The 21,389-nt window shown below is 59.3% G+C and carries 13 protein-coding genes; 7 read left to right on the top strand and 6 right to left on the bottom strand.

Annotation, left to right across the window (positions count from 1 at the left end; genetic code table 11):
- Positions 1-405: 405 nt before the first annotated feature.
- From RFN30_RS22355 to RFN30_RS22340, 4 genes are all read left to right on the top strand, one after another.
- The gene (locus RFN30_RS22355; protein ID WP_320264260.1) at positions 406-1,377 is read left to right on the top strand and encodes a sugar ABC transporter substrate-binding protein; all 972 of its coding nucleotides are present in this window, start codon (positions 406-408) and stop codon (positions 1,375-1,377) included.
- Between the two features lie 136 nt (positions 1,378-1,513).
- The gene (locus RFN30_RS22350; RefSeq protein ID WP_320264259.1) at positions 1,514-3,016 is read left to right on the top strand and encodes a sugar ABC transporter ATP-binding protein; all 1,503 of its coding nucleotides are present in this window, start codon (positions 1,514-1,516) and stop codon (positions 3,014-3,016) included.
- Complete coding sequence (locus RFN30_RS22345; protein ID WP_320264258.1) at positions 3,013-4,029, top strand: ABC transporter permease; 1,017 nt, start codon at positions 3,013-3,015, stop codon at positions 4,027-4,029. Before RFN30_RS22350 ends, RFN30_RS22345 begins: the two co-directional genes overlap by 4 nt.
- A gap of 16 nt (positions 4,030-4,045) precedes the next feature.
- On the top strand, positions 4,046-5,047 hold the full coding sequence (locus RFN30_RS22340; RefSeq protein ID WP_320264257.1) for a LacI family DNA-binding transcriptional regulator: 1,002 nt from the start codon (positions 4,046-4,048) through the stop codon (positions 5,045-5,047).
- Positions 5,048-5,292: 245 nt separating this feature from the next.
- Here the strand turns inward: RFN30_RS22340 and ocd are convergent, their stop codons facing one another.
- The gene (gene ocd, locus RFN30_RS22335) at positions 5,293-6,351 is read right to left on the bottom strand and encodes an ornithine cyclodeaminase (RefSeq protein WP_320264256.1); all 1,059 of its coding nucleotides are present in this window, start codon (positions 6,349-6,351) and stop codon (positions 5,293-5,295) included.
- Between the two features lie 2 nt (positions 6,352-6,353).
- Complete coding sequence (rocF, locus tag RFN30_RS22330) at positions 6,354-7,286, bottom strand: arginase (RefSeq protein ID WP_320264255.1); 933 nt, start codon at positions 7,284-7,286, stop codon at positions 6,354-6,356.
- Positions 7,287-7,422: 136 nt separating this feature from the next.
- Here rocF and RFN30_RS22325 point away from each other — a divergent pair, with 136 nt between their 5' ends.
- Positions 7,423-7,863 (top strand): Lrp/AsnC family transcriptional regulator, encoded by a 441-nt coding sequence (locus RFN30_RS22325; RefSeq protein WP_320264254.1) that lies wholly within the window; start codon positions 7,423-7,425, stop codon positions 7,861-7,863.
- 361 nt (positions 7,864-8,224) lie between these two features.
- Here RFN30_RS22325 and RFN30_RS22320 read toward each other — a convergent pair whose 3' ends face one another.
- From RFN30_RS22320 to RFN30_RS22305, 4 genes are all read right to left on the bottom strand, one after another.
- Positions 8,225-9,349, bottom strand: coding sequence for a DUF4268 domain-containing protein (locus tag RFN30_RS22320; protein ID WP_320264253.1), 1,125 nt, complete (start codon positions 9,347-9,349; stop codon positions 8,225-8,227).
- A gap of 212 nt (positions 9,350-9,561) precedes the next feature.
- Positions 9,562-11,052 carry a hypothetical protein gene (locus tag RFN30_RS22315; protein WP_320264252.1) on the bottom strand — a complete coding sequence of 497 codons (1,491 nt, stop codon included), beginning with the start codon at positions 11,050-11,052 and terminating at the stop codon, positions 9,562-9,564.
- 417 nt (positions 11,053-11,469) lie between these two features.
- Positions 11,470-12,501: a substrate-binding domain-containing protein gene (locus RFN30_RS22310; protein ID WP_320264251.1), complete on the bottom strand. Its 1,032-nt coding sequence runs from the start codon at positions 12,499-12,501 to the stop codon at positions 11,470-11,472.
- Entirely contained in the window at positions 12,501-13,580 is a 1,080-nt protein-coding gene (locus tag RFN30_RS22305) for a branched-chain amino acid ABC transporter substrate-binding protein (RefSeq protein WP_320264250.1), read from the bottom strand. The genes RFN30_RS22310 and RFN30_RS22305 overlap by 1 nt, the downstream gene beginning before the upstream one ends.
- A 243-nt stretch (positions 13,581-13,823) precedes the next feature.
- Between RFN30_RS22305 and RFN30_RS22300 the strand changes: the two genes are divergently transcribed.
- Positions 13,824-14,738, top strand: a complete 915-nt coding sequence (locus RFN30_RS22300) for a tripartite tricarboxylate transporter substrate-binding protein (protein ID WP_320264249.1) — start codon at positions 13,824-13,826, stop codon at positions 14,736-14,738.
- A gap of 1,256 nt (positions 14,739-15,994) precedes the next feature.
- Positions 15,995-21,389, top strand: a 5,395-nt coding sequence (locus RFN30_RS22295) for a SpvB/TcaC N-terminal domain-containing protein (RefSeq protein ID WP_320264248.1), incomplete at its 3' end; no start/stop codon positions are given.

The raw sequence follows: 21,389 nt of genomic DNA, 5'->3' as shown, positions 1-21,389 counted from the left end.
GTGCTGTCCCGCCGGCATCTCAGCACTGGTTTCTTTACCTTTGGTCAAGCGTCGTCTCTCGGGCTTGACCCGAGAATCCATGTCGTGACGGCTCCCGTAAAATGCGCTTGCCAGAATTCTGCACCATGGCAACGCTCATAGGACACGGCACGGATCCTACGGTCTGCAAGTGTCGCTTCGCTCCTTGCTCCGCCCTTGGATTGACGAAGCGATAGGCTGCGTTCCTTCGCACCCCCCTCTGTCCTGCCGGACATCTCCCCCCGCAAGGGGGGGGATTGGCAGCTTCGGCGCCAGCGTCCTCCCGCCGGCCTTACCGCCGATATTGACATCTGGTAAAATCAAACCCTAGTCTGCCGCGTAATCGGTTACGTAACCGATTACGGCTCATTAAAAGTGGAGGAAAGCATGAGCAAGGTTTCAAATACCCATGGGCTCGAGCTGGGCTCGGTCTCGCGTCGCCGGTTCCTCAAGACCAGCGCGCTGGCGGCCGGAGCACTCACTTTGCCGCTCGGCCCGGCTCTCGCCGCCGACAAGCCGAAGGTCGGCCTGGTCATGAAGTCCTTGGCCAACGAGTTCTTCAAGCAGATGCAGGCCGGCGCAGAAGCGTATGCGGCCAAGAACAAGGACAAGTTCGATTTCGCCGCCGTCGGCATGAAGGACGAGCGCGACTTCGCAGCGCAGGTCGATGCGATCGAGAACTTCATCACCCAGAAATACAACATCATCGTCGTGGCGCCCGCCGACTCGAAGGCCATGGTGACGCCGATCGCCAAGGCGCTCAAGGCCGGGATCAAGGTCATCAACATCGACGTCGCGCTCGACGAGAAAGCCAAAAAGAAGGCCGGCGTCGACCTCGCCTTCTTCGGCCCGGACAACCGCGCCGGCGCCAAGCTCGCCGGCGACGCGCTCGGCAAGGCGCTGGGCAAGGGCGGCAAGGTGGTCATCCTCGAGGGCAATCCGGAGGCTGACAACGCCAAGCAGCGCAAGCTCGGCTTTGATGACTCCGTGAAGGAGTACAAGCTGAAGCTGCTCGACTCCAAGACGGCGCATTGGGAGACCGAGGAAGCCAACACGCTGATGACCAACTTCCTGACCCAGCATCCCGACATCCAGGGCGTGATGGCGGCTAACGATTCGATGGCGCTCGGCGTCGTCAAGGCGATCGACGCGGCCGGCAAGTCGGGCAAGATCAAGGTGGTCGGCTTCGACAACATCCCCGCCGTGGGTCCGCTGCTGAAGGAAGGCAAGATGCTCGCCACCGTCGAGCAGTATGGCGCCCAGATGGCGGCAATGGGCATCGATTACGGCCTGCGCGAGCTTGCCGGCGAGAAATTCTCCGGCTGGGTGAAGACAGACGTCAAGCTGATCACCGCTTGAGGCGAGCAAGGGCGCCGGTACTCCCTCTGGCGTTATCCATTCGCTTGTCTCATCATCGCCGTCGGCAAACTGCCGGCGGCGATGACGGCGCGCTCATACCGCCTTGCGGCAGAAGAGCGCCATTCAGGATTGCTGCATGGACGATGTGATTCTTTCCCTTGAAGGGGTCGGAAAAATCTTTCCCGGCGTCGTCGCGCTGAGCGGCGTCTCGCTGTCGATCGCACGCGGCGAAACCCATATCGTGCTGGGAGAAAACGGCGCCGGCAAGTCGACGCTGATCAAGCTGCTCGCCGGCATCTACCAGCCGGACAGCGGCACGATCGCCTTCAATGGCATGCCCTACCAGCCGAAGACACCGCATGATGCGCAGCAGAGCGGCATCCGCGTTGTGCATCAGGAGCTGAACCTGCTGCCTTATCTCAGCATCGCCGAGAATCTGATGCTGGAAAACCTGCCGCGCCGCGGCTTCGGTATCGTCGACCGCAAGGCGCTCAACCGGCGCGCCGTCGCGTTGCTGAAAGAGGTCGGCCTCGAGATCGATCCGAGAACGCGGGTCGAGGCACTCGGCGTCGCGCAGATGCAGCTGGTCGAAATCGCCAAGGCGCTGAGTTACGACAGCAAGCTTTTGGTGCTGGACGAGCCGACGGCGACGCTGACGCCGCCGGAGATCAAGCGGCTGTTCGCCATCATCAAGCGGCTGAAGGCAAAAGGCGTCACCATCATCTATATCTCGCACCGCCTGCACGAGGTGTTCGAGATTGGCGACCGGGTGACCGTGTTGCGCAACGGCAGGCTGGTCGCGACCCGCGACCTCCACGGCCTGTCGGTGCCGGATATCGTTCGCATGATGATCGGCCGCGACATCGCCGACGAATTCGGCTTCGATGCCTCGATCATGCCGGGCAAGGTCGCGCTCAGCGTGACCAATCTGAAGCGCGATGCTGCGACGCCGGAAATATCCTTTTCGGTACGGCATGGCGAGATCCTGGGCGTCGCCGGCCTGGTCGGCAGCGGCCGCACGGAAGCAATGCGGGCGCTGTTCGGCGCCGATGCGAAGCTCGACGGCGTCGTCGAGATCGACGGCAGGCCGGTGGCGATCGCGGCACCCAAGGATGCGGTGCGGCATGGGTTAAGCCTGCTTACCGAGGACCGCAAGGGCCAGGGCCTTCTGCTCGACCTGCCCGTGGACAAGAACATCACCATCACCGATCTCGGCAAAGTCTCGCGCCACGGGCTGGTCAACCGCATTGCCGAAGCCGCGGCCGCCAACGACCTGGTCGGCCAGCTGCGCGTCAAGGCAAGCTCGATCGAGCAGGCGGTGCGCAATCTTTCCGGCGGCAACCAGCAGAAGGTGGTGCTGGCCAAATGGCTGTTCCGGGGCACCTCGACGCTGATCCTCGACGAGCCGACGCGCGGCGTCGACATCGGCGCGCGGCGCGAGATTTATCAGCTCTTGTGGATGCTGGCGGCAGCGCAGAAGGGCATCATCATGGTATCGTCCGACCTGCCAGAGCTGATGGGCATGTGCCACCGCATCATCGTCTTTTCCAAGAACAAGATCGTCGGCGAGGTGCCGCGCGCCGAATTCGACCAGGAGCGCATCCTGTCGCTCGCCTATCAGGAGTATGTGCGACCATGACCGAGACGTCCGAACCGCTGGTGTCGGCGCCCGTTTCCCCCGGCAGGGCGAAGTTCCTGCGCTTCCTGATCCGCGACGCCGGCGTGCTCTTGGCGCTGGTGCTGATCACCCTGTTCTTCTCCGTCAGCGCGCCCTATTTCGCCACGCCCGACAATGCGCTGAAGATCTTCGTGCAGATCGCCATCAACACGGTGCTTGCGGCCGGCATGACGTTCGTCATCCTCACCGGCGGCATCGACCTTTCGGTCGGTTCGGTGCTGGCGCTGTGCACCGTGGTCGGCGCCACCGTCATGATCGACGAGAGCTTGTCGCCGGCCGTCGCGATCACGCTGGCGCTGCTCGCCTGCATGGCGACGGGTGCTGCCTGCGGCTTCCTCAACGGCTGGATCTCGACGCGCTGGAAGATCCCCTCCTTCATCGTCACGCTCGGCATGCTCAACATGGCTGCGGGCGCCGCCCGCGTCGTCAGCGACAATTCGACCATCACCGGCCTGCCGCAGAGCTTCGTCGATTTCGGCAACCTCATCATCGGCGGCTTCCTGCCGTCGATCTTCCTGGTCGCGGTGCTGGTGATCGCGGCCGGCTGGTTCGTGCTGCGCTTCACTGTCTTCGGCCGCATGGTCTTCGCCGTCGGCACCAATGACGAGGCGGTGCGGCTCTCCGGCCACAATCCGGACTTCTACAAGGTCGCCGCCTTCACCATCAGCGGCTTGACGGCCGGCATCGCGGCGATGGTCTATCTCTTGCGCTTGAACATCGGCAGCCCGATCGCCGGCGTCGGCTACGAGCTCAACGCGATTGCCGCCGTCATCATCGGCGGCACCAGCCTCAGCGGCGGCAAGGGCTCGATCATCGGCACCCTGGTCGGCGCCTGCATCCTGCAGGTGCTCTCCACCGGGCTGCAGCTGCTCGGCGTCGGCGACAATTTCAAACCCATCGTGATTGGCCTTGTCATCGTGCTCGCCGTCATCCTAGACGCTTATCGGGAGAGGCTGTTGCGGAGGATCCGCTAGGGGAAACGCAGGGACCATGACCACAATTGCCGATGTCGCACGCTACGCGGGGGTATCCGTCGCAACGGTCTCGCATGTGATGAACCGCACGCGCCATGTCGAGCCGGAGACGGCCGAGCGCGTGCGCGCGGCGATCACCGCACTGCGCTACAGCCCGAATTCGCTGGCGCGGAGCCTGAGGCGCGGCGAGACCAAGACCATCGGCCTGCTCTTGCCCGACAACTCCAACCCGTTCTTCGCCAGCGTCGCGCGCCAGATCGAGGATGCGGGCTTCGTGGCGGGCTATACGGTGATCCTGTGCAATTCCGACGGCAGCGCCGAGAAGGAAGAGCGCTACCTGTCGGTGCTGATGGCCAAGCAGATCGACGGGCTGATCTTTGCCGGCTCGTCCGACCATGCGCGGGTGTTCGCGAGCCTTTCCACCGCCGTGCCGGCGGTGCTGCTCGACCGCGAGATCCATTCCGTCCATGTCGATTCGGTGCTGGTCGATCACGACCACGGCGGCTATCTCGCCGGCCGCTACCTGGTCGGGCTCGGCCACAAAAGGATCGGCGTCATCGGCGGCCCCCGCGATTCGAGCTCCAGCCCGGCCCGCCTGCGCGGCTTTACCCGCGCGCTCGAGGAGGCAGGCCTCGCATTGTCCCCGTCATCGGTGGTCGATTCCGACTATCATTTCGCCGGCGGCCGCCTGGCGATGGAGCGGCTGATGGAACAGGCGCCGGAGATCACCGCGGTGTTCGCCTGCAACGACCTGATGGCCATGGGCGCCATCACCGCGCTGCGCTCGCGCGGATTGCGGGTCCCCGACGACATGTCGCTGGTCGGCTTCGACGACATTCCCTATGCGGTCACCACATGGCCGCCGCTGACGACGATCGCCCAGCCGGTCGAGAAGATCGGAACGCGGGCGGTGAGCCTCCTGCTCGAGCGCGTCGGCGAGCCCACAGCGCCGTCGCGCCGCGAGGTGCTGGCGCCGGTCCTGGTGGAGAGGGAAAGCTGCGCGGCTTTGCGCAAGTAGGTACCAACGTCCCCGTAACGGCAGGGCAATCGCATAGGTCAGCGCCAGCCCCCGCTCCGTCTCGGCGCTACGCGCCGAGCCACCTCTCCCCCACTTTGTGGGGGCGAGGAAACGCCAACCGCTGACGGTGCCGCCTTGAAAAGCTTGGGTTCCTCGCCCCGCCAGCGGCGGGGGAGAGGTGGCTCGGCGAAGCCGAGACGGAGAGGGGGAGCGCCCTATGCGATTGTCCGAACGTTTCGAAGGCCTCACGCCGCCGGCTGCATGGCGGCCCTGAGCAGCATGCCGAACAGGTCGCGCGGCTCGTCGGGATCGGCGAGCAGGTCGAGCTCCTCATAGAGGCCGGTGGCCTGGAGCTGGTCGCGGACATAGCGCAGCGCGGAAAAATCTTCCGTGGCGAAGCCGACGGAATCGAACAGCGTGATCTGTTCCGGCGCCTTGCGGCCCTCGGCCTGGCCGGTCATCACCTGCCACAGCTCGGTCACCGGATGGTCGGCGTCGAGCTGCTGGATCTCACCCTCGATGCGCGTCTGCGGCGGGAACTCGACGAAAATGTCGGAGCGCAGCAGGATGTCGCGATGAAGCTCGGTCTTGCCGGGGCAGTCGCCGCCGACCGCGTTGATGTGGACGCCGGAGCCGACCATGTTGTCGGTCAGGATGGTGGCGTACTGCTTGTCGGCGGTCACCGTGGTGATGATGTCGACGCCTTCCACCGCGTCCTGTCCGGTCGAGCAGATGGTGATGTCGAAACCCTTGCCGGCGAGGTTGCGGGCGCATTTTTCCGAGGCCGAACGATCGATGTCGTAGAGCCTGAGCCGGTCGATGCCGAGCAACGCCTTGAAGGCGATGGCCTGGAACTCGGACTGGGCGCCGTTGCCGATGATGGCCATGGCGCGCGAGCCCTTGGGCGCCAGGTATTTGGCGGCGACGGCGGAAGTGGCCGCGGTGCGCAGCGCCGTCAGGATCGTCATCTCAGTGAGCAGCATCGGATAGCCGGAGCCGACATCGGCGAGCACGCCGAAGGCGGTGACCGTCTGGCGGCCCTCGCGCATGTTCTTCGGGTGGCCGTTGACATATTTGAAGCCATAGAGCCGGCCGTCGCTGGTCGGCATCAGCTCGATGACGCCGTCATGGCTGTGCGAGGCGATGCGCGGCGTCTTGTCGAACAGCTCCCAGCGGCGGAAATCCTCCTCGATATAGGCGGCGAGCTCGGTGAGGAAGCGCTCGACGCCGATGGCGAGCACCAGCTTCATCATGCGATCGACGCTGACGAAGGGGACGATGGCAAGGCGTGAAGGCTGGGTCATAATCAAAGGCTTCCGGAATGGCTGCGGGTCGGGCGGTCCATGATGCGGCGGCCCATCAGGCTGGCGGTGAGGTCGACCATCAATGTGGCGGTGCGGCCGCGCTCGTCGAGGAACGGATTGAGCTCGACAAGGTCGAGGCTGGAGACCAGGCCGCTGTCGGACAGCATCTCCATCACCAGATGCGCCTCGCGGAAGGTGGCGCCGCCGGGCACCGTGGTGCCGACGGCAGGCGCGATCGACGGGTCGAGGAAATCGACATCGAGGCTGACGTGAAGCAGCCCGTTTGCCTCTTCGACTTTGGCCAGGAAAGCGCGCAGCAGTGGGGCGATGCCGTGCTCGTCGATGGTGCGCATGTCGTGCACCATTACGCCCGCTTCCTTGAGCGCGCGGCGCTCGGCCGGATCGACGCTGCGCAGGCCCATGGTGCAGATGCGGGCGGGGTCGACGGCAGCCGGCAGATCCGGGAAATAACCGTTGAAGCCGGGCCGGCCGCTGGCATAGGCGAGCGGCACGCCATGCAGATTGCCGCTGGTGGTGGTGTCGAGCGTGTGGAAATCGGGATGGGCGTCGAGCCAAAGCACGAAGAGCGGCCGGCCGCGTTCGGCGGCGCGGCGCGCCACGCCGGACACGGTGCCGGCGGAGATCGAGTGGTCGCCGCCGAGGAAGATCGGCATGGCATCCCTGGAAGCGGTGTAGGCGGCCTCGGCGATCGCCGACGTCCAGGCGGAAATCTCCGGCAGCGCCTTCAAGGCGAGATTGCCATGAACCACCGCGCGCGCCTGAGCCGGCTGCACGGCGCCCCAGTCCTCGACCTCATGGCCGAGCTCCGACAGCACCGAGACGAGCCCCGCGGTGCGCAGCGCGCTTGGCCCCATCTCGCATCCCATCCTGCCCGCGCCGTCCTGCACCGGCGCGCCGACGATCCTGCAGCGCATGATTGTTTTTTCGCCCTCTTGCGATTGATTGCTGGCAGTAAACCATCGCCGCCCGGCGGTTTGAACATGGAAAATTGGCATTTCGAGAAGGCTGATCTATCATATTGCTCAGATCGCCTGATCGAAATGGACAGTCATGGATGCGCTCGACGAAAGACTGGTGACGCTGCTGAGGCACGATGCGCGGCGCAGCGTCTCCGATCTCGCGCTCGATCTCGGCGTCTCGCGCGCGACGGTCAGGGCGCGCATGGAGCGGCTGGAAAAATCCGGCGAGATCATCGGCTACACGGTGGTGCTGCGCGCCGACGCCGTCGATCAGAGGATACGCGGCGTCATGATGATCGAGATCGAGGGCCATGCCGCCGACCGCGTGATCCGGGCGCTCGGCGGCTTTCCCGAGGTGTCGACCATCCACACCACCAACGGCCGCTGGGACCTGGTGGTCGAGCTCGGCACCGCCTCGCTCACCGATTTCGACGCCGTGCTGCGCCGGATACGGCTGATTCCAGGGATAACGGGGAGCGAGACCAGCCTGCTGTTGGCGACGCCGAGGACGACGAGGGCCAGGCTGGCGTAGGTCCGCAAAAGCTGCTTTCGGCCGGCCGCAAAAGCGAAAAAGCCGCGGAAAACCGCGGCTTTTCGTTTGCTTGATCCCGGAAGGGAAACTGGAGCGGGTGAGGCGATTCGAACGCCCGACCCCAACCTTGGCAAGCGAAAAATTACGCCGTCTCTCCAGCTTGCAGGAGTTCACTCGGTACGTCCAGAATACGCCAGAGGTCGCGCTCTCCGTTTGGACACTTGTCCCCCTGGACGTAACCGCCAAGGACTGTAGCGAATTCCCGCGCACTCGAGAGATCGTAACCGCGCGGTGACCCGCACACATCGGCGCCCGTCATTGTTGCGAGAGGTTGGAGCATCGGCATCAGCTGGCTGTCCGACTATTTCGGTTCGGATAGGACTGAACGAACTACCGGCTGCTGCCTGCGAAATGCCTTCTCCAACTGCACCATCGCGACGACCATGGCTTCAATCATTTGTGGCCAGCGTGTCTTGTCGAAGATGTCACCAGGCATCACGGCCTTTATCCGGCACGCCCGCTTATCATCCAATCTCTCCCATATCAGCGGCGACCCAAAATCCTCTTCAATCTGATCCTTGTGAGAGTGCAATAGGTCGAACACCTTTTCATTCTCGGTTTTGTCTCCACGGTCGATATAGATCTCCGCCCTGCTGGCATCCCCAGTTACTGAAAAGTTCAGGCCTATCCCTCGGACACCGGTAGAAGCCGAGATCCAATTCTGCTGCGAGGACGTGATGTTGCGATAGAGCTCAGAGCGTTTGTTAATTTCGGGTAAGAGCTGCCCCCAGAATTCTCGGCGAAGCGTATGGCGCGTGATTTGAGCCTCAGCGCCAGCGACTTCGTCCTGCGCTTTCGAAGCCAGTCCAATCATGAACTCCTCAGCGTCCCGCGTCGGAATTATCTGCTCAACTGTCAAAAACAACTCGTCATTCATGGTGTATGGCGTTGTTTTGAAGCACTGAAGCCGGACATTGAAATTCATCAACCAAAGGACCGTTGACGTCACCTCTTTTCGGAAATGCGCAGCCACCAGGATAATCCGCTGTGTCACGCCCTTGTTCAGGCTGAGCTCCTGAAACTCGTCGACGTCGAAGAACTCGCACAGTTTGTCTTCTGCCGATGTGGCAGGTGATGTCTTGGACAGAAACTCCTGATAGATGCTCCGGATATTTTCGCGTGAGAGACTCGCGCAATAGGAAGCGTACTTCAGCGCCTGCCAGGTGACATCTCGGCCCGCGTCGTCGAGCTTGTTCTCGATGATCACCAGAGACCCCTGCTTGTCGAGCGCGAGCAGATCAAGCCGCTCGTTCGTGTCGGAAAACCCAGCAAACTCCTTCTGAATTATCAGAAGCTCCTCTCCTAAAACCTCGGGATACTTGGCGATCCACTCCTGAAGATTGGCGCGCTCTTTGAGGCCGAGGTCGGAGAAAGTTCGAATTTTGAGCGGTATGATTTCGTTCTTCGCCCTATCGATTCTAAACATCGTCCTCCATTCTGCAGGTGCGCGGAAGAGCCTGCGTCGTGCCCATAGCGAAATATAAAATCCCTGTTGGAAAGCCTAAAGCAAGCACCGTCTGCACGTGTGGCGGGCCAACGCTAGCACGAGCGACTGGTTTTCGCCGTTCCTCCGGGCAAAGTGGAGCCTGCAGGCTTACGGCTCCGCGATGAACCAGATTTTGGGAAGCTGAATTGTCATCAGCTGGCCTCGATGCCGCGAACCAGCATCAGCAGCCTTTGGAACTCGGCGTTGTCGCTATCACCCTTCCAGAAGTTGATGAACTGGCAGACCACCTGGAGATTGCCCACCTCGTAATGCCCGGCGCTGTCAATACGATCTAACGAGGGCAGGAGGTTCTTGTCTGCCTCCGGGCCGAGAAACTGAAACGGGATGCCGGTGAGTGCGCATCGGTTGTCTTGAAGATCGAGCAGCGAAGCAATCAGCTTCTCCAGCTCGGCTGTGGTCATCCGCAGTTCCTTGTTCTTTAGGATGCGCTGGACTATCTGCCCATTTGCGTTCTTCACGGTGTTCTCGACCGACATACGCATGGCGATGATGGATTTCTCACGCCCACCGAGATAGCGCACCTGATCCCTGCCGCCCGCGGCCCTGGCGATCGAGCCCTCCGCTTCCATTTTCAGAAGCGTTGCGAACACCCAACAGAAGGAATGTGCATCGACCAGGCGGGCGCTTTTCAAACCGGCTGCCGTCTCGATGAGCGAACGCAACTCGGCGAGCGTCTGATTGTAGGTCGAATAATTCTCCCAACTGCATTGGCGCAAGGTCGATAAGTCGATCCCGGCCGCCCGGAAAGCGCGGTCGAAACCAGTCGGCTGGATCGGCATAAACCGGTCCATGTCCTTGAGAAAATAGAAATAGGCGAGGAGTGGATACTTGCCGCCCGTCAGTTCACTCAGGCGATCGAATGTTGCGCCCTCATCGGCGTTGCTGCGAAAAAGGCCGAACAGCAGTTGCTCGATCTCGCGACGCAGCTTCGGGTTGGATGCCGCCTCCAAGAGCGCACGGTGATCGCGGTTGGCATGCCCGAAACGATTCTGCCAGAAGACAAGATTGTTAGTGAGGTTGCTCCGGCTGTTCTGAATCTCGATTGCTTCGATCATGCGGTTCAGGATCGCACCGGAGCCGATGGCGGCTTCCGACCATTCCCCGGTGCGAAGCAGCCCGAGTGCGTAGGCGCGCAAGCGCGGCTTGTAGCTTTCCCAGTCGTAGATCAGCCCATCGGCGAAGCTTGCGAACGGCCGTCCCGATTTCGCCGTCATCAGTACTTGGAAGCGCGCGAAGGCTTCGCGGAAGGCGTGCGAATCAATGGCTGCAGAGGCGGCGAGTGCGGGGGCCGCGCGTCCCGGACCGGCATACCAGTCTAGGAATTTGGTTAGAGCGCTGGAGCTATCGATTTCGATGCGTAGGGTTGTCGGTGCCCGAAGCGGCAGAAGCGGCCCGTTGATGTTCGAGTTGCTATTCGAAGCGCTATCCATCAGGCGCACACCGTCGAGTTTCGGCGGTGCGGGCGGCTGGAACCAGATACGTGTCTCGGTGGCTTCGCGATGGATGGCTAGCACCCTGCCGGACGACGTGGTGAATCCGACCACATAATCGGTGGGGGGCTTGGCCGGCTCGCCAAATCGAGACCTAAGTATCGCTTCGGCATCCGCAATAGCGAGGGTCATTCCGCCGGTTCCCTTTCACCTTCTGCGGTAGCCGCATTCGGGTCGGCTAATCATCGCGTACCCCCATCATGTGCAGGGCGTGCACAATGAATTCCACCGCATCGCTAGACGCTTCAGCCTGCCGCTTCATCTTGCGGCCCGTCCGCAAAACTTCCTCTGTGGCTCCATTCACGATACCTGAATTTCAAGTTTCCGGCATTTTGTTAGAGCCTGTTTCAAAACTCGCTCGTGCGAGATTGTTGGCCTGCGGGGAGCAATGGTCGACTTGACGGCAACCGAGCAACTTCGCGGGCGAAGCAAACATTTTAAGGGAAGTTACCGAGGCAGTTTTCGGATTGGGATTTTGCCCGCCGAATTTGATTTCGCGGAAGCACGAGGCGAGAAAGCCGTCGGCAGGCCGGGTGCGCAGATGGGTGGCTAATATGTTACGGCGTCGCGTCCCGAGCAAACCTCCCAGTTGTCTGATCGACACACGTCCACGCCAATATAAATCGGGCCGGTTGGTGCTGCTGCGCCGTTCTTAATGTCTCTCAGAGCATACATCAGTGCGTACCCGATCCTGAATGGTCGTTGAAGTGCCTCGCCGTTCAAAAGGTTTTTCTTCCAAAGGCGCGTCCTAACGTCGTCTTGGCCTTCGAAGGTATCTGCTATCACGAATGCAAGGTAACGCGTTTGAATTGCCTGCGCATGATCCACCATGAAATCGCTGAAGGACGCTTCGTCAAAGCCGGTAAATCCCGACGCCGACACGAACGCGCCGAGGTCGCTGTTGTCAGTCAAGACCTCCTCAATTTTGCCCATGGTGGTCGCAAAATCATCGGTCGTGTAGACCGGACATCCGGCAAGCTCCGTCCATCCTCCCTGTCCATTAAGTTGATTCCCGGGAGCTTGAGGGCTGTGGGCTCCGGCCAAGGCGTCCCGAATGCCCCACAGCCTATCCTCGTTCCTTGTAGATGTGGCAGAGTTCGATTGAAGGCAGATCGACCCCCCTGCTGGTTTCAGCATCTTAATAAGCTTGCCAATATCAGCGCCTAGATCGTAGTCGTTTGATCCCACAAATACAGTGCGGAGTGATGTTGACCCTGCCGGCAGATCAACGTCCCATGCTACCACGGGAATGCCTGCCGCAGCGGCAGCCTTAAGCTCTCCGACCACGGACGGATCGTCGTATGCATCAACCGCAATGCCATCGACCTTACGGGCGACTAAATCGGCGAGGATCTTGGCCTGCCCCGCCGCGTCGTCGGCGGGCTGAGGGAAGCACACCAAATCCTGCCTTAATTCCAACTCGGCCTGCTTACAGCCATCATCAACACGTTGAAAAAACGGGTCGTCGTGTCTCGAAACGACATAAAATTCGTAAGGCGTTCGAGCCTGAAGAACCGAGGAGGGAGAAGATATCATCGTCCCCGCCAGTGCGAGCCATAGCCATCTTTTCCACGATATCACTATTGGCACTCCGTGAGGCGGTGCGCTGCCGATTTTACTTTCTGGTATGCCACGTAGTAGGCGTCATTCAGATCGCCTTGCTGCTTGAATGTTATATCCCCTAACGCGGTGCGAAAGCGAAATTTATTAATCGCGCTAACGACTTTGTCGCGCTCGAACGAAGACGCATTTATAACTGCGCCTGCCCAGATTTGCACGGCGGCGTACGTCAGGTCATCAATAGGTATAGTTGCAAGTCTGGAATCTTCTGCCAGATTTTCTGGCCTAGCCCAATAGTTTTTCGACGCTATCGCATCCTCTGCCAAGATAATCACACTGGGCATTGAGACGTGTATTTCATTCGCAAATTCGCCCAACCCAGGATAACGACCACCAAGATATACAAAGTCGATTGTGTCCGACTTCAAGCTGTCGACCTCTGAGGTATAATCGCCCTTTCCCGGGATGAACTTATCGTTGATGTCCGGCTGGCGGCTATGAGCTTTCATGGCAGAGACCACATCTGCAGTCAGAGCGTCTCCGTATAACGATCCATCCGACAAAACAGCGACCTTCTTTCCTGTTAAGCTGGCTAGAAACTCGCCGGCCACATGCCCTACGCCTGCAGTGGGACCGGGAGCGGGGTCACGGGCGCATATGCGAAATATCCCCGCCGTTGGAGACGTTTGCATGAAATCTACATTCGTGCTGTCTAGCGAAATCTGAAGGATGCTTTCCTTGTCGTAGATTGCGGAAGCGGTCATAGAATCCAGCAGGCAACGATGACCCAGGACCAGTACGGGAATTTGGCTTGCTAACTGGTTCGCGGCCGCGATTGCCCGTTTCCGATCGCATGCGTCGTCGGTGACCTGGAGAACAATCTTTTCGCCAAGCACGCCGCCGTAACGAGTGTTAAGATCGTCGACGGCCTTAGTGGCGCCAGCCTTCATCTGCCCACCAGCTGCTGCCTCGGAACCCGAAAGGGGGGCAGCGAGGGCTATGAGCACATCAGCGCTACAGATATTGCTCGCAGCTAGGCTGCCCACAGCAGCGAAGCCGAATATTGCAATGCAGCGACAGACGTTCATCTGAATGCCCAAGTCAACAGCTCACAGATGCAGCCTACAATGATACCCGCCACGTGTACATGCAGAAGTATCAGTGTCGGACTAGACAGACGCAGGAGTCCCAGCTCGCGCTCGAGAGGTGTCAAGGTTGTCGTGGCGGAACGAGTCACTTTCAGGTACGTTGTTGTGCTTGCGGAGGCGCGAAAGGAGCAGCACGTGAGGAGGAATAGGAGTTTCCCAGCTTTGTGGACCCTATCTCATTCGTTGGTCTTAATCATGGTCGCCGCGAGCTTCGATCCTGGCCAAGTTCGCGCCCAGCAAATGGACAATTTGCAGATATTGGTGCCGGGCGGAGGCGGCGCGGATTTGACGACTGGTGCGCAAACTCTGAAGAAAGGTCTTGAGGGGAGCGGGCTTGTAGGTAAAGTCACCATCAGCCGCCTTCCCGCTGGCGCGGCGGCTGTAACGGGGTCAATGAGCGGAGTTCCAAGTGTCATTGTGGCGGGACCGGATCAGGCGACTGCCCCCCTGAAGGAAACCAAGAGCGGTCGCCAAGGGCCTGAGCCTTTGGCTCTCTTGAGCGGTGAGTACTACGTCTTGGTTATCTCCAAGGCATCCGAGTTCAGATCACTGGCGCATCTCGTCGAGATGATGGTGCAAGACCCCAAATCCGTCACGTGGGTTTTGGCGGAAGGATCAAACGCGGAACTGGCCGTATTGGCAAACATTGCTCAAAGCCTCGACGTTGACCCCAACGAATTGAAGACCGTCACGTATACGACGGCTACGCAACGAGACGCTTTGTTGGGTGGGAGCTTCGCTGTTGCGGTGGGAACTCAGAGCGAATTTATCGATCAAATTGAGCGAGGCGATATTAAAGCGCTGGGGATTGCGGCGCCGGATCGAGTGGCGAGTATTGATGTTCCGACTCTCAGGGAGCAGGGAGTCTATGTTGAGGGGGGCTCTTGGACCGGCATCATGATGCCGCCTGGAAGTCGACCCGCGGACCGGGAGGCGGTTGGCTCAATTATAGGCAAACTTTCAAAAAGCCCGATCTGGCGAAAGCTGCTTGCCGAAAACGGTTGGCGAAATCTTTATAGGGACGAAGATCAGTTCAGTCGTTTCATCGGTCGCGAAACCGAAAGTACCCGAGTCAACCTTCAGGAAAGTGGCCTCACTCCCATTAAATAATTGAATAATGTGGAGTTTTTGCGGCTACAGCTGAAGTCGAGAACCTTGGGGTTCTGATTCCCGCAATCATTCTGCAACCAGTTCTGGCGACAGATTGCAATTGTCTCCGCACTAAAGTAGCTTTCTAGCAATTAAAGAGCGCAGGGAACCAACCAAGCGTATTCGGGGGGATGGGAATGCTGTCCTTTCTCGCGGGTGCAGCAACAGGAAGAGTTCGATTCTTCCTTGCTCTTTTGCAGTGCCTTTGGCTTACGGAAGTCAATAGAGCGCAGGCGGACTATCAGTTCCCTCGCAGCGCTGCAGACTCTCATGAGCAGCTCAACTACCCCATCGACGTCGAGATTGGTGTCAGACCAAGCGACGCAATAGCCGCGTACCTTGAGTATGATGCGCAAGGGCCATCGAACTCAGCAGAGGTGCGGCGCCGCATCAATAGTAATACAAACTCAGGCGGATACGTACGTTTCCAAGCAATTGGCGCTTGGTCCCATATCGTCGACCCAGTGGATCCGCGCGACTTAGTGGCCGGCAGAAACACTCTAGAATTCTTGAAGAACGATTTCGGGCAAATCCCGATTGTCTCGCATGCAAGACTTCGCCTTTGGGTAAAGGGGAACGACGGCAAGGCCAAATTAACCACCTTCGCTGCCGCGGAAACCTTCCTCACCGCGTCACTCTCGTGGGAGCCAGGTGCCGATCTGAATGCCCTCCCCAGGCTATCGGTTGAGCCCGCTCAGGGTCCACCGCTGGAGATCAGCTATCCGGAGAGCGGGCAGTACTTCGGTTCCCGCGCTTTGGTAAGAGGGACAGTGCGGGACGCGGCGTCTGGTCCGGTGCTAGTCCGTGTCGACGGGAAACCGGTCATCACATCTGGAGGGCTTTTCGAGATCATTGTTGATCGGAGCGACGCCGACGTCGGACGGTCCCCGTGGGCAATAAACGTGTCCGCCGAATTCCCTGATGGGCGGCTGATCAATAAGCAGATCAGCCTGTTTAGCCCCCGTGCCGACGAAGAGCTCAGCAAGCCCCCGACCCGCATTGCAATGGTCGAGCCTGGGCAACCGGACCAGGAGGTATTCGGAGCGCATCTCTCAGTACCGCCGGCGGCTAAGCCTGTTCAAGTTCGAGTGTCTTGCCAACGGAAACTTGAGACACCAGCGTCAGCGGAGTTTCTAAATACGACCGGCGGCCAATGCGCGTCCTACCAGATCGAAAAAGGCTCGCTATCAGACTTGGCAGTGTCATTGCCTGCGATCTTGACCAATCTTCCCGATGGCTTTGAACGAACGGACACGAAGCTGGTGGCTATGAACGGCGGATCCAGTGCTTGGTCGATCGTTCCCGAAAGCTACCTCGACATCCCAAACGAGAGGACCGTCGCCACACTGCGGGACCGGTCAAGCGTCGTAATCGCGGGGATTCTCAAGGGGCCGGGTCGCGAAGAGGGGCAACCTGTATCACAAACAAAGGATGGGCTGGACAAACTCACAGGCGGGATCGACCCACTAAGCGGCCGCGTGAGGCTCGCCCCTCCCGAACCTAACCCCTTCGGTTCGGCGAACCTGACCTTTCCTATGCTGCTCCGCCCCGTGCGTGGTGGCAACCAACCGCGGTTTTCTCTCTCATATAATTCTTTGCGGGGTGATGGGTTGGCCGGCGAAGGCTGGAACCTTGATCTGCCGACAATCTCGATCGAAACCAAATGGGGTGTACCGGAGTATTCAGTTGGTTTTGAGACGGACACTTATGTGTATGGCGATGGCGAGTTGGTCGGATATGATGACAAGGGGCATGAAATACCGGCCGCATATCGTAACAACTTCCTCAATCGCCCGATCCGAAGAGGGGGCTATACGTTCAAACTGCGCAGCGACAATAGTTTCGCTGAATTTCGGCGCCACGGAGATAATCCGCGGAATTATTGGTGGGAAGTCGTATATAAGAACGGGAACCGTGAATACTACGGCGGTGGTCCCTATTCCGATTCGGTGGTCGAATCTGCGGTGCGCCGGGATCCCAGTCGCCGGATTCACGATTGGGGCATTACGGCCGCGCTGGACCCGGATGGCAATCTGATCCTGTATAGCTGGGAGCCAGAGCGAGACTGTTCCGCCGAACTTCCCATCGCTTCTTGCGTTACATCGCTAATACCCAAAAGCATCGTCTATAACGAGCACTATGATTTGAAGGGAGCATCTGATCAGCGCCGAGCTGGGGTGACGGAAATAGGCTTCGGCTGGAGTCCGTGGACCCATGACACCGTTCCACCCCGTACGGATCGTGTGGTGAGCAGCCGAACAGGCGGACTGGTCGAACAAGCTGACCTACTCAAGAATATCGATATCACGTACGTCGATTCGGCAGGCAAAACGCAAACTTTTGTGGCGTACGATCTCAACTACCACGCTCCATCCGCCGCTAGCCTGCAAAAGACGCTTTTGACATCGGTTTCCGTGTCTGTTCCACCTGATGAAGATTGCCAGTATGACGTAGCGGGAGCTCCCGTGGCGGGGTGTCCCGGAAAGCGACAGGAAATAGCCTTCGACTATTTTTCCAATTTCGACCCCTTCCGTCAGATGACTGGCGCAGACCCCGCGCTGGGACATAGGCTAAACTTGGGGGCTTTCGGGCTATTGAACGACTATACCGGGGCAGCGCTTGGTTCGGCCTCGCTCCTGGGCACAAATACGTCAAGTGACGTTGGGTCCGGCGCCTACGTTGGTTGGTCCCCCAACCCTAGGAAGCAATTATCATTCGGGGCCAAAGTTGGCTATGTTGACCGAACCACGACGGGTAAATCCGCGCTCGTTGATGTAACTGGCGACGGCCTGCCGGACATGATCATGGATGGCAAGGGCGCCCTGATAGTCTGCCCGGCCGACAAGGATTCAGGTCACGTCGAATATCCTGACGCCAAATGTGGTCCTGCCCATCTCCGAGGTGGCGCTTCTCCTCAGATACTTTCCGAACAAGCCAGTTCGTTCAGCTTCGGAGGTGAGGTTCACTTAGCTCCGTACGCGATCTTTGGAGGAGCCTACACCTCAAGTCGAACAAGCCGATCGAGCTACTTTGCGGACGTTGATGGCAATGGGCTCATGGATTTCGTTCGCGATGGTGTTCCGTTTTACAACAACGGCCCGGACACGGACGGCCTTCCGATCTTCTCAATGAGTTCGGACTTTGTAAACGCTCCCCCAAGCGTCGCGGCAATCAGCTCCACAGCGCTGGCCAAACTGAACGACGCCTACAATGTGGCTCGGCAGCGGGCCCAGGCGGATCAAGACAATTTCCGGCCCACTGATGTGGTCCAGTCTTGGCGCGCTCCATTTACCGGCGTGATCGCCGTGAGCGGTGGAATCCTGGACACAAAGAAAGGCCCTCGCCCCGCACCCGATACAAAGGTTCTGGTAGAGCGATCAAGGAATTCCCAAGGCGTCCTACAATGTGCGGAAACCCAGAAGATAGTACCTGGAGCAGTAGTCAAGTGGGTTCCGGTACCTCGTGTTTGTGATTCCGAAAGTATGCCTGAGCAAGCGTCCATAGCAGCGCTCTCTAGTCAGCTTTCAACAGGAAGCCCTCTGTTTCTTTTCGTGCGTAAGGACGACGTTCTGTACTTCCGAGAAAACGGCGGTGCATCAGGCGGTGTAGACCCGGGGTTGGCCGACATACATCTGATTTATTCCACTCTGTGGGACGCGCCCAACCCAGCTCGAGCCGCGAATCGGCTGGCTTTGGTTCAAGCAGTCGTTGCGCAAGCCAAGAGCTGGAAGGAAGCCGATCTGATCGCTTGTCTAGTCCCGGGAGGCAGTCCGCAACCTTATTTGCCGTCCTGCGACGAATATGGCCGAAGCCCCTATGCGTTCTCATTGACCGACGACGTAGTCTTCTCTGCATCTGCTCTCGATGATGCATACATCGTTCCAGCCACACAATCACCAAACCTCACGTTCTCGGGAACGCTGACATTTCCGGCAGGCTCTCAGCCTGTGAAAGTAATGCTGCTTACCAAGGCGGCACCTCCTAACGTCTCGCCGAGCTCGCACGATCAATACCAATATCTAAGGGGCCTACTGCAGGAAGCAGGGGAACTCGCGACCCCAAGAGGGCCCGCAGACTGGAAAGAAGCGTTTGCAGCGTTCCTGCCCGGCTCGTGCTCGGCCAGTCCCATCTTTAAGGTACCTGGTCTCAGCACGCGTTGCGTTGGCACAAACGTAGTGGCATCGTTTGACAAGGTGCCTTTTTTAATCTGTCCTACGGGCACTTGTACCCCTCCGACTGACACCCAAGTCCGTCTTGAGGTGTCACCGCAATTTGGAGTGAGGACCTCCGAGCCTTACCAAGGTATCGTCGGTGCGTTGGCAGCAGCGAACGGGGCGCTCAATTACACCCAGCTACGGTGGACCGTCCCGCCGCGGATCGAATATCTGTCGGATCCGACGCCGCCTGTAGACCTCAATCGCTCAGACGTGGACCGTTCGACCCAGCTAAAGATGTCGGACAGAATCCCTCAGACTGTTTTTCTGCCGGCGCTTTTTCGAGGAAGATACCTTGAAATGCGCGACGCGGGCCTGATTGGTCCGCACGACAGAGGCCAGATCTATCAACGCGACGAAATTTACGAGGAGCGGGCATTCCTGAAGGCCAAGAATGTCGCTGCAGGTAAGGACCTATTCGACGATCCTGTTGTGGGCGAGGAAGGATATCGCCTCCCTGGCGACGTCGCAAAATGCAGCCGGCCCAACGGACAATGTGAGTATCGAATCTCGCATGTCTTCTTCACGGACTATCCCGCTTATGACGAACACGCCCCCCGAGCGATGGACTTTGAACTTCGCGTATTCGTGAATGGCAAATTGCAGACGCTTCAGTATTTGGGGACAGTTCCGCGGTTTGCGTGCGGAGTAAATCCCGTCAGTGGATATCCCAGTGAACATCTCGAGAGGTCTGTAGACTGCGGGCTCGAGAACTCGGCCCTGATCCTTCCCGATTCGCAGGCGCCTCCAAGCAATGTGGGAATTCAATTTCCCCTCAACGATGGAAATAGGGTCAGGGGGCGCGATCTGATTTATTCTTTCGAGGCAAAGCCTGGCGATATTCTGCAGGTCCAAGCGTCGGTACGCCCAGAATGGAATGCGCAGGCAACTATTCCGGATTTTGTCAGCGATTCAAGAGCCCACCCATGGGACAAGCCGTCCGATCACTGTGACCGAAATATCCATTCTCCCCGTCAAGTGGAGCTCCTAGTTGATGTCGACGTCAGGGCAGATACCTGCCGCACGTGGCTCGGGCTGAGGTCGACCGAGATACGGCTTGGTTTTGAGGACGGCTTGGGGCTTGCTGATGCCAAAAGTAATCGCAAGGATTTTGCTCGGCTCTTCGTCCCGCTAAAATACGCCCAGGAGCACTACCGCATTCAGACGCCTGCCGTTTTTCCTTCTGGGCATCTGAAGGTCGTTCATCCGATAGTGTCGACGGATCATCGTGGGTGGGGGCGTTTCGCTGTCAGGCGCCCAATGAGCGCTACTGCGCCGCCCTATCCTCAAGTCCAGTTTCCGGACAAAACAACGCCCAACAATCGGGGCGCCGCCGAGGACGTGGCCGTGGATTGCAGCGGTAGGAATGCTGCTGCGTGTAGCGCGTCAAGCTCGGTCATGAAGGCAGCCGCAGACAAGGAGGAAATCTTCCCGCTTTCTGCGATATATTGGGTCCAAGACGAGTCAGTGATCCACTCCAAGGTGCCGAGTGCCCGCAGTGCGGTGGCGAGTTCGGTTTCGGCGTTGGCTGCCACATGCGCTGCCACAGGGCCCATCCCAGTCGAATGCTTCCTGGGACCCGACGAAGATATATGGGTTGCAGTGGGCCAGGGGCTTCCTGCCACGAATCCGCCACCAAATACGATGGCCCAAAATACCGGCCGGCTTGGGCCGGATGACTTAGTCTCAATGATACCTCCGATCAACACCGGAACCCCAACAGGGACAAGCCCCTTTATACCGGTACCCGCACTTTACGATGAGAGCGAGTCGCTGTCGGCAAGAGTAGCGTCGCTTTCATCGATAACGACGACGGGCGAGAGCAAAACGCTCTATCTCGATATGAATGGGGACGGCTATCCAGATCCGATTATAGACGGCGCTGTATACCCGACTGCTCCAACTGGCATACCCAGGGACAAGTGGCTAGCCCAGTCGCCAAATTCTACTGTAGGCGCAGGGCAAACGCGACAGAGCCAGTCGCGTCAATTCGATTTGTCGGTGAACATAGGATCGGGGGGAGTGCCAACGGGAGCCGTCTTTGCGCCGCCGACTGGAGAAGGCTACAGCGGGCAGGCGGTAGGGTACGACACGGCTCGTGGCGTTTCGACCGAAGGAGCAACGGCTACGACAGCTGGCAAGTCCTCGCCGGATGGCGCTTTTGGGCTTTCGCTCGGCTTAAGCGCAAACTACGGGGTTTCCTTCGCCCCAACTGATTTCGTCGACGTCAACGGTGACGGACTGCCCGATGCAGTGGTATTCGATCAACCGAGCTATTTCCCTGGAGGCATCACTAGGCCAGGCTCGCTGAAGATACGGTTCAACCTAGTCACCTGGAACCAAAGTAAGCTTCATTTTGTTCGGCTTCTGTCACAAGAGCAGGAGTTTGATCGATGGT

Origin of the sequence: Mesorhizobium dulcispinae, from assembly GCF_033977345.1 — a bacterium.
Taxonomy (GTDB): domain Bacteria; phylum Pseudomonadota; class Alphaproteobacteria; order Rhizobiales; family Rhizobiaceae; genus Mesorhizobium; species Mesorhizobium dulcispinae.
This window is presented reverse-complemented; position numbering and strand designations above follow the sequence as displayed.